General features: G+C 65.7%; 8 protein-coding genes. 3 read left to right on the top strand and 5 right to left on the bottom strand.

Going from position 1 to position 7320, the window contains the following annotated elements:
* Positions 1 to 131 precede the first annotated feature (131 nt).
* The 3 genes from AC16JP_RS10345 to AC16JP_RS10335 all read right to left on the bottom strand — a co-directional run bounded on the left by AC16JP_RS10345 (position 132) and on the right by AC16JP_RS10335 (position 1695).
* On the bottom strand, positions 132 to 908 hold the full coding sequence (locus tag AC16JP_RS10345; protein ID WP_484340535.1) for an FAD binding domain-containing protein: 777 nt from the start codon (positions 906 to 908) through the stop codon (positions 132 to 134).
* 7 nt (positions 909 to 915) lie between these two features.
* Positions 916 to 1386 (bottom strand): (2Fe-2S)-binding protein, encoded by a 471-nt coding sequence (locus tag AC16JP_RS10340; protein ID WP_484340534.1) that lies wholly within the window; start codon positions 1384 to 1386, stop codon positions 916 to 918.
* A gap of 63 nt (positions 1387 to 1449) precedes the next feature.
* Positions 1450 to 1695 (bottom strand): DUF2312 domain-containing protein, encoded by a 246-nt coding sequence (locus AC16JP_RS10335; RefSeq protein ID WP_484340533.1) that lies wholly within the window; start codon positions 1693 to 1695, stop codon positions 1450 to 1452.
* A 93-nt stretch (positions 1696 to 1788) separates the two neighbouring features.
* Here AC16JP_RS10335 and AC16JP_RS10330 point away from each other — a divergent pair, with 93 nt between their 5' ends.
* From AC16JP_RS10330 to AC16JP_RS10320, 3 genes are all read left to right on the top strand, one after another.
* Positions 1789 to 3156, top strand: coding sequence for an MATE family efflux transporter (locus tag AC16JP_RS10330; RefSeq protein WP_484340532.1), 1368 nt, complete (start codon positions 1789 to 1791; stop codon positions 3154 to 3156).
* Entirely contained in the window at positions 3156 to 3818 is a 663-nt protein-coding gene (locus AC16JP_RS10325) for a queuosine precursor transporter (RefSeq protein ID WP_484340531.1), read from the top strand. Before AC16JP_RS10330 ends, AC16JP_RS10325 begins: the two co-directional genes overlap by 1 nt.
* Before the next feature lie 388 nt (positions 3819 to 4206).
* Positions 4207 to 4929 carry a PEPxxWA-CTERM sorting domain-containing protein gene (locus AC16JP_RS10320; protein WP_484340530.1) on the top strand — a complete coding sequence of 241 codons (723 nt, stop codon included), beginning with the start codon at positions 4207 to 4209 and terminating at the stop codon, positions 4927 to 4929.
* 58 nt (positions 4930 to 4987) lie between these two features.
* Here AC16JP_RS10320 and AC16JP_RS10315 read toward each other — a convergent pair whose 3' ends face one another.
* Positions 4988 to 5758 carry an SDR family NAD(P)-dependent oxidoreductase gene (locus AC16JP_RS10315; protein WP_484340529.1) on the bottom strand — a complete coding sequence of 257 codons (771 nt, stop codon included), beginning with the start codon at positions 5756 to 5758 and terminating at the stop codon, positions 4988 to 4990.
* Between the two features lie 14 nt (positions 5759 to 5772).
* Positions 5773 to 7320: translation elongation factor 4 (lepA, locus tag AC16JP_RS10310; RefSeq protein ID WP_484340528.1), on the bottom strand; the 1548-nt coding region annotated here is incomplete at its 5' end.

The raw sequence follows: 7320 nt of genomic DNA, 5'->3' as shown, positions 1-7320 counted from the left end.
AACAGCTTCGAGCGTTTCGCATCCTGCGCACCCTTGCGGTGCATGATGTTCTTGAACTTGGAATGACCTGCCATGACCGAGCGCCTTAGCGCCTCAGCGCATGCTCCGCCAAGGGCGAAAACGCATGCGACTCAGGCCAGAGCGGCGGCAGCCCGGCGCAGCATCACCCCGGCCAGATGCCCGCGAAATTCGGCACTGGCATGGATATCCGACGAGAGATCTTCATGCGCAAGCGCAAGCCCGGCCAGCGAGCCGCCCGAATCGAGCGCGGCTTCGGCTTCCTGCCAGCGCACCACGCCTGTGGTGGCGCCGGTTACGGCAACCCGGTGGCCATCGGCAAAGCGGGCGATGAACACGCCCGCCAGCGCATAGCGGCTGGCCGGGTGCGGATGCTTTGCATAAGCGGCGGCCTCGGGCAGGCGCAAGCGCACCGAGGTGATCAGTTCACCATCAGCAAGCGCTGTCGCGAACATGCCCTGAAAGAAATCTTCGGCCGCATGGGCGCCGTGGCTGGTTTCGACGACCGCATCCAGCGCCAGCACGGCTGCCGGATAATCGGCCGCCGGGTCGTTGTTGGCAACCGACCCGCCGATCGTGCCCCGGTTCCTGACCTGCGGATCGCCGATGCCCGCCGCCAGCACCGCAAGCGCGGGCAGGCGGGTGGCAACCAGCGGATCGGCAGCAACGGCGGCATGGGTCGTCATCGCGCCGATCGCCAGCCCGTCGCCATCGATGGCGATGCTGTCGAGGCCAGGCAGGGCCGACAGGTCGATCAGGGTCTCGACGCTGCGCAGCCGCGACTTCATCGCGGGGATCAGCGTGTGGCCACCGGCAAGCCAGGCGGCGTCGCCCCGAAAGGCCGACTGGGCTTCGGCAAGCGTTGCCGGGCGGACGAGGCGGAACGGCATCATCGGATCATTCTCCGCCCATGTGCCGTGCACCATCGGCGATGGCGGCGACGATGTTCTGATAGCCGGTGCAGCGGCAGAAATTGCCTTCCAGCTCGCGGCGGATCAGATCCGGGTCAAGCTCGTGGCCGTGGCGGCGCACCATGTCGATCCCGGCGATCACCATTCCGGGCGTGCAGAAGCCGCATTGCAGCGCGTGGTTGCGCCGGAACGCTTCCTGCATGGGATGCAGCGCGTCCGCCTTGCCCAGCCCCTCGATGGTGCGGACATCGGCGCCGCCAAGCGTCGCGACCAGCGTGGTGCAGGCCTTCACCGCCACGCCGTCGACGAACACATGGCAGGCGCCGCACTGGCTGGTGTCGCAGCCGATGTGGGTGCCGGTCAGGCCAAGATCGTCGCGCAGATAATCCGCCAGCAGGGTCTCGTCGGCGGCTTCGGCGCTGTGCGCCGCGCCGTTCAGCGTGAAATCGGTGTGCATGGCGATCCTCCTCCCCTCCTCGCCCGGCCCCTCGTCTGGCCCCTCGTCGGGCCGCCGACGGGCCTAATATTCCAGCCCGAGCGCCGCCTTGTAGGTATCCAGCAGCGCCTCCATTTCTGCGCGGGCATTGTTGTCCATCCGGCGCAAACGCACGATCGAGCGCATCGTCTTCACGTCATAGCCGTTGGCCTTGGCTTCGGCATAGACGTCCTTGATGTCGTCCGCCACACCGCGCTTTTCTTCCTCGAGCTTCTCGATACGCTCGATGAAAAGTTTCAACTGCTCGGCGGAGACGTTCGCGCTCGACATGGGATTCCTTTGCTGGTGATGCTGGTCGTCGGGTCTGCTAGGACGCCGGAGCGACTTGCGCAACGGCAAACGCCTGCTAGTTGCGGCGCTTCGATGGAAGCGACCAGCAATATTCCCGCCGGTGCGCCGGAAGGCACCTATACCGAGCTGCTGCGGCTGGCGGGGCCGAACGTGCTGTCGCGCCTTGGCATCATGGCGATGGGCCTTACCGATGCGATCGTCGTCGGGCGCTATTCCTCGACCGAGCTTGGCTATCACGCCCTTGGCTGGGCGCCGACCGTCACCGTGCTGGTGGCCGGTATCGGCCTGCTGATGGGCGTGCAGGTGGTGACTGCGCGCCACATCGGCGCCGGCCGGCCCGAACGCACCGGCGCAGTGCTGCGGCGCGGGCTTTCCTATGCGCTGAAGATCGGCATCTTCTCGACCCTGGCGCTGCTGCTTGCGGGACCGTTCGCCCTGTCGCACATGGGGCTGGAACCAGCCCTTGCCCGTGGCGCGACGGCGGCCCTGCTGGTGTTCTCGCTAAGCCTGACGCCCTATCTGCTGGCCGACACCATGTGGTTCTGGCTGGAAGCGCATGGCAAACCGCACGTGCCGATGGTGGCGATGTGGGTGGCGAACGCGATCAATCTGGCGCTGGCCCTGTGGGTGGTGCCGGGGCATTCGCCGTTTCCGGTAACGGGCGCGGTGGCGGCGGGCTGGGTCACGCTGGTCGCCCGCACGGCGCTGATGCTGATGCTGGCGGCCTGGATCTGGCGCTGGCCCACCGCCCGCGGCACCGGCCTGTTTGTGGCGCAACCGCACGACCGGGCCGAATCCAGCGAACAGCGCCGCATCGGCTATGCCTCGGGCATATCCAACGCCATCGAGGCCGGGGCCTTTTCCGGCATGAACTTCGTCGCAGCGCAACTGGGCGTGCTGGTGGTGGCTGGCTGGGCGGTGGTGATCAACCTGTCGGCCATGGTGTTCATGGTGCCGATGGGGATCGCTGCGGCAACGTCGGTGCTGGTGGCGCGGGCAGTGGGCGCCGGCAGCATCGCCGGCGTGCGAAAGGCGTGGCGCATGGGCATGACGGTGGCGCTTGCGGCGCTGGCGCTGCTGACGGTGCTGGTGTTCTTCGACGCCCGGCTGGTGGTGCGGGCCTATACCGACGATCCGGCGCTTCTGGAACTGACAGCGGGGGCAATGCTGCTGGCCAGCCTGTTTTTCATGGTCGATGGGGCGCAGGTGGTGTCGGCGAATGCCCTGCGCGCGCGCGGCGACATCTGGTGGGCGACATGGATGCACATGGTATCCTATGTGCTGGTGATGCTGCCGCTGGGCTGGTGGCTGGGCGTGCACAGGAACGGCGGCCTTGAGGGCATCATCCATGCGGTGATTCTGGCCAGCCTGCTTTCGGGGGGGGCGCTGTCGGCGCGGTTCCTCTATCTGGGCGACCGTATGCGCGAGGGGGTGGCGTGATGGCGGAAGACGGCGCAACGCAGGATCGGGGCCTTGCCGTCCCGCGCTCGTTGCAGCTTTATGCCGTGCTTTATGGCGGGCTGCTGGTGGTGGCCGGCGTCATGGGCTTCAAGCTGATCCGGCTGGCGCTGCCAGGCATGGCGCCACTGGCGGTGCCGGGCGGCGTGTTCGGCTTTCTGCTGGCGATCGTCGCGGTGAACGCAACCGCCGAACTGCACGGCCGCCCGGTCGCGCAGCGGATGGTGTTCATGGGCTTCGTGCCGCTGCTGGTGTCGGCCGGGCTGTTGCAACTGGTGCTGGCGCTGCCGCCGGCGCAGGGCTGGGGCGGTCAGGCCGCCGCCGAAGAGGTGCTTGGCGCATCGGTGCGGCTGATTCTGGCCGGCATCGTCGCCTATGGCGTGTCGCAGACGCTCGATGTTTCGATCTTCACCTGGATGCGCGGAAAGCCCGGCGGCCACATGCTCTGGCTCAGGGCGACGGTTGCAGCACTGGTGGCGCAGACGGTCGACACGATGATCTTCGTGACGGTTGCCTTTTACGGCGTGTTTGCGCTGCCACCGGTGATCGGCGGCCAGCTTGCGGCGAAGGCGGTCGTCTGGGTGCTGGCGATCCCGCTGCTCTATCTGGCGGTCTGGGCCGGGCGGGTGCTGGACCGGCGCTGACCTGCTGCCCGCCGGCAGAACTGTCGGCATGGTTTACGGATATTCACCACAATTCAGGTGGCCCGACCGAGGAAGCTGTACGGCCTCAGTGCCTTGGCGTCGGCGCACCGTCTGGCACCAATCTTGCTGGCCTGTTCCCCCGAACCAGTGCTCTTCCCCAGGGTTGGAAGAGGCCCCGGGGCCGCCGAAACGACCCCGGGGCAATCATCCGCAGCACCACGGACACCCGCCCATTGTCAGGAATTTTTACAGATTTGCCGTTCCGGCCCATCCCGATCGCCAGAAACTCTGCGAGAATCCAATGGAATAGCTTCAGTGTCAGGATTGGCACGAATCTTGAATGTCCAAAGGTTCCAGCAGCAATGCTGCGCAACAGGAGGGCACGATCATGAAGATCATCAAGGGAATGCTTGCCGGCATGCTGATGGCCGGTGCGGCTGGCACCGCGAATGCGGCGGTTATCAGCCTGAACTTCGAGAACATCAACGCCACCTATCCGTCGTCGAGCTACGCCAATATTCTGGAATTCTACAATGGCGGCACCAGCAGCGACGGCACCAGCGGCACCGACTACGGTATCTCGTTCGGCCGCAACGCGCTGGCGATCTGCCTGAACTCGCAGAACGACTACTGCTCCAACACGTCGCGCGGTGGCGTCGGCGATCCGACTTCGGCCAAGGGCGGCCTGTTCTTCCTGACGGGGAACGAAACATTCATGAACGTGGCGGCGGGTTTCGATACCGGCTTCTCGTTCAACTATGTCTCGGTCTCCTATTCCGGTTCGGTCACGGTTTATGACGGGCTGAACGGCACCGGCAACGTGCTGGGCGTGCTGAACCTGACGCCGAACGCCGGCAACTGCCCCGGTTACAGCGCAGGCTTCTGCCCGTTCTCGGCCAGCGGCATCAATTTCTCCGGCACGGCGCATTCGGTTGCGTTCGGCGGCGTCGCCAACCAGATCGTCTTCGACGACATCACCTTCGGCTCCAGCACGCCCGGTCCGCAGCCGGGCATCCCGGAACCGGCCACCTGGGCGATGCTGATCGCGGGCTTCGGCATGGTCGGCGCATCGATGCGCCGGCGGAACCGGAAACTGGTCACGCTCGGCTGAGCGGCTGAGCGGCTGAGTTGGCATCCCGGAGCCGCCACCACGGCTCCGGGAATAGCCGTCAGTGGGCGGTATAGCCGCCGTCCACCACCAGTTCCGCGCCGGTCATGAAGGCGGATTCGTCGCTGGCAAGAAACAATATGGCGTCGGCGATTTCGCGCGGCACGCCGAAGCGGCCCAGTGCATGGGCCATCATCAGTTGTACCCGCTTTTCATTGCCGTCTGCGGCGGCGTGCAGGGCGTTCGTCACCATCGGCGTCTCGATGAAGCCGGGATGCACGCTGTTCACACGAATCCCTAGCGGCGCCCACTCCAGCGCCACGGCCTTCGTCAACAGCGCCACGCCGCCCTTCGACGCGCAATAGGCCGATGCTTCCGGCAGCCCGACCTTCCCCAGCACCGACGACAGATTGACGACCGAACCGCCGCCCGACGCCGCGATCAGCCCGCCTGCATGGCGCAACCCCAGAAACACCCCGTCCAGATTGACGGCCTGCACCCGGCGCCAGTCTTCGAAACTCATGGCAAGCAGCGGTTGCGAGCTCTGGGCGATGCCGGCGTTGTTCACCAGCACATGCAGCGCACCGAACAGGCGCTTCGCTTCGGCGACGACCGCCCCCCAATGCTCCTCGCGGCTGACATCCTGGGCATGAAAGGCCGCGCGGCCCCCGGCCTCTGCGATCGCGTGGGCGACGGCCTCGCCGCCCGCCACATCTAGGTCGGTCAGCAGCACGGCGGCGCCTTCCTCGGCCAGCCGACGGGCGGTTGCCGCGCCCAGACCGCTGGCCGCCCCCGTCACCAGCGCCACCTTGCCCTGAACCCGTCCGGCCATATCCTTCCTCCCGGTTATTCGTCCCCCATCCTGAGGGCGGCGATGAATGCCTCCTGCGGGATGTCCACGCTGCCGTACTGGCGCATGCGCTTCTTCCCTTCCTTCTGCTTTTCCAGCAGTTTGCGTTTGCGGCTGATGTCTCCGCCATAGCATTTGGCGGTCACGTCTTTGCGCAGCGCGGCGATGGTTTCGCGCGCGATCACCTTGGCGCCGATGGCGGCCTGGATCGGGATCTTGAACAGGTGGCGCGGGATCAGGTCCTTCAGTCGCTCGCACATGTGGCGGCCGCGCGCTTCGGCGGCGTCGCGGTGGACGATCATCGACAGCGCATCGACCTGCTCGCCGTTCACCAGAATCGACATCTTCACCAGATCGCCCTCGCGGTATCCGGTCTGGTGATAGTCGAAGCTGGCGTAGCCGCGGCTGATGGATTTCAGCCGGTCGTAGAAGTCGAACACCACTTCGTTCAGCGGCAGTTCGTAGGTAAGCTGCGCCCGCCCGCCCACATAGGTCAGGTTCTTCTGGATGCCGCGCCGGTCCTGACACAGCTTCAGGATAGCGCCCAGATGCTCGTCGGGCACATAGATGGTGGCTTCGATCCACGGTTCCTGCATGTGGTCGATCTTCACCACGTCGGGCATGTCGGCCGGGTTGTGCAGTTCGTGCACCGTGCCGTCCGTCATGTGCACCTTATAGACGACCGACGGCGCCGTGGTGATCAGGTCCAGGTCATATTCGCGGCTCAGGCGTTCCTGGATGATTTCCAGATGCAAAAGCCCAAGGAATCCGCAGCGGAAACCGAAGCCCAGCGCTGCCGAAGTCTCCATCTCGAAGCTGAACGAGGCGTCGTTCAGGCGCAGCTTCTGGATCGAATCGCGCAGCTTTTCGAAGTCATTGGCGTCGGTCGGGAACAGCCCGCAGAACACCACCGGCTGCACTTCGCGAAAACCCGCCAGCGCCTCGCCCGCAGGCTTCTTCACATCGGTGACAGTGTCGCCGACGCGGGCCTGCGCGATTTCCTTGATCTGCGCGGTGATGAAGCCGATTTCGCCCGGTCCCAGTTCCGGCAACTGTTCGATCTTGGGGCGGAATGCACCCACCCGGTCGATCAGATGCTCGGTGCCGCCGGCCATGAACTTCACCTGCTGGCCCTTGCGGATCACACCGTCGATCACCCGCACCAGAATCACCACGCCCAGATACGGGTCGTACCAGCTATCCACCAGCATCGCCTTCAGCGGCGCGTTCCGGTCGCCCTTTGGCGGCGGGATGCGGGCGACGATCGCTTCCAGCACATCGTGAATGCCAAGCCCGGTCTTGGCGCTGGTCATCACCGCGTTCGAAGCGTCGAGACCGATCACCTCCTCGATTTCCGCCTTCACCTTTTCCGGCTCGGCGGCGGGCAGATCCACCTTGTTGATGACGGGCACGATCTCGTGGTCATGCTCGATCGACTGATAGACGTTGGCCAAGGTCTGCGCCTCGACGCCCTGTGCGGCGTCGACCACCAGCAGCGCGCCTTCGCAGGCCGCAAGGCTGCGGCTGACTTCATAGGCGAAATC

Source organism: Sandaracinobacteroides sp., from assembly GCF_057137845.1.
This window is presented reverse-complemented; position numbering and strand designations above follow the sequence as displayed.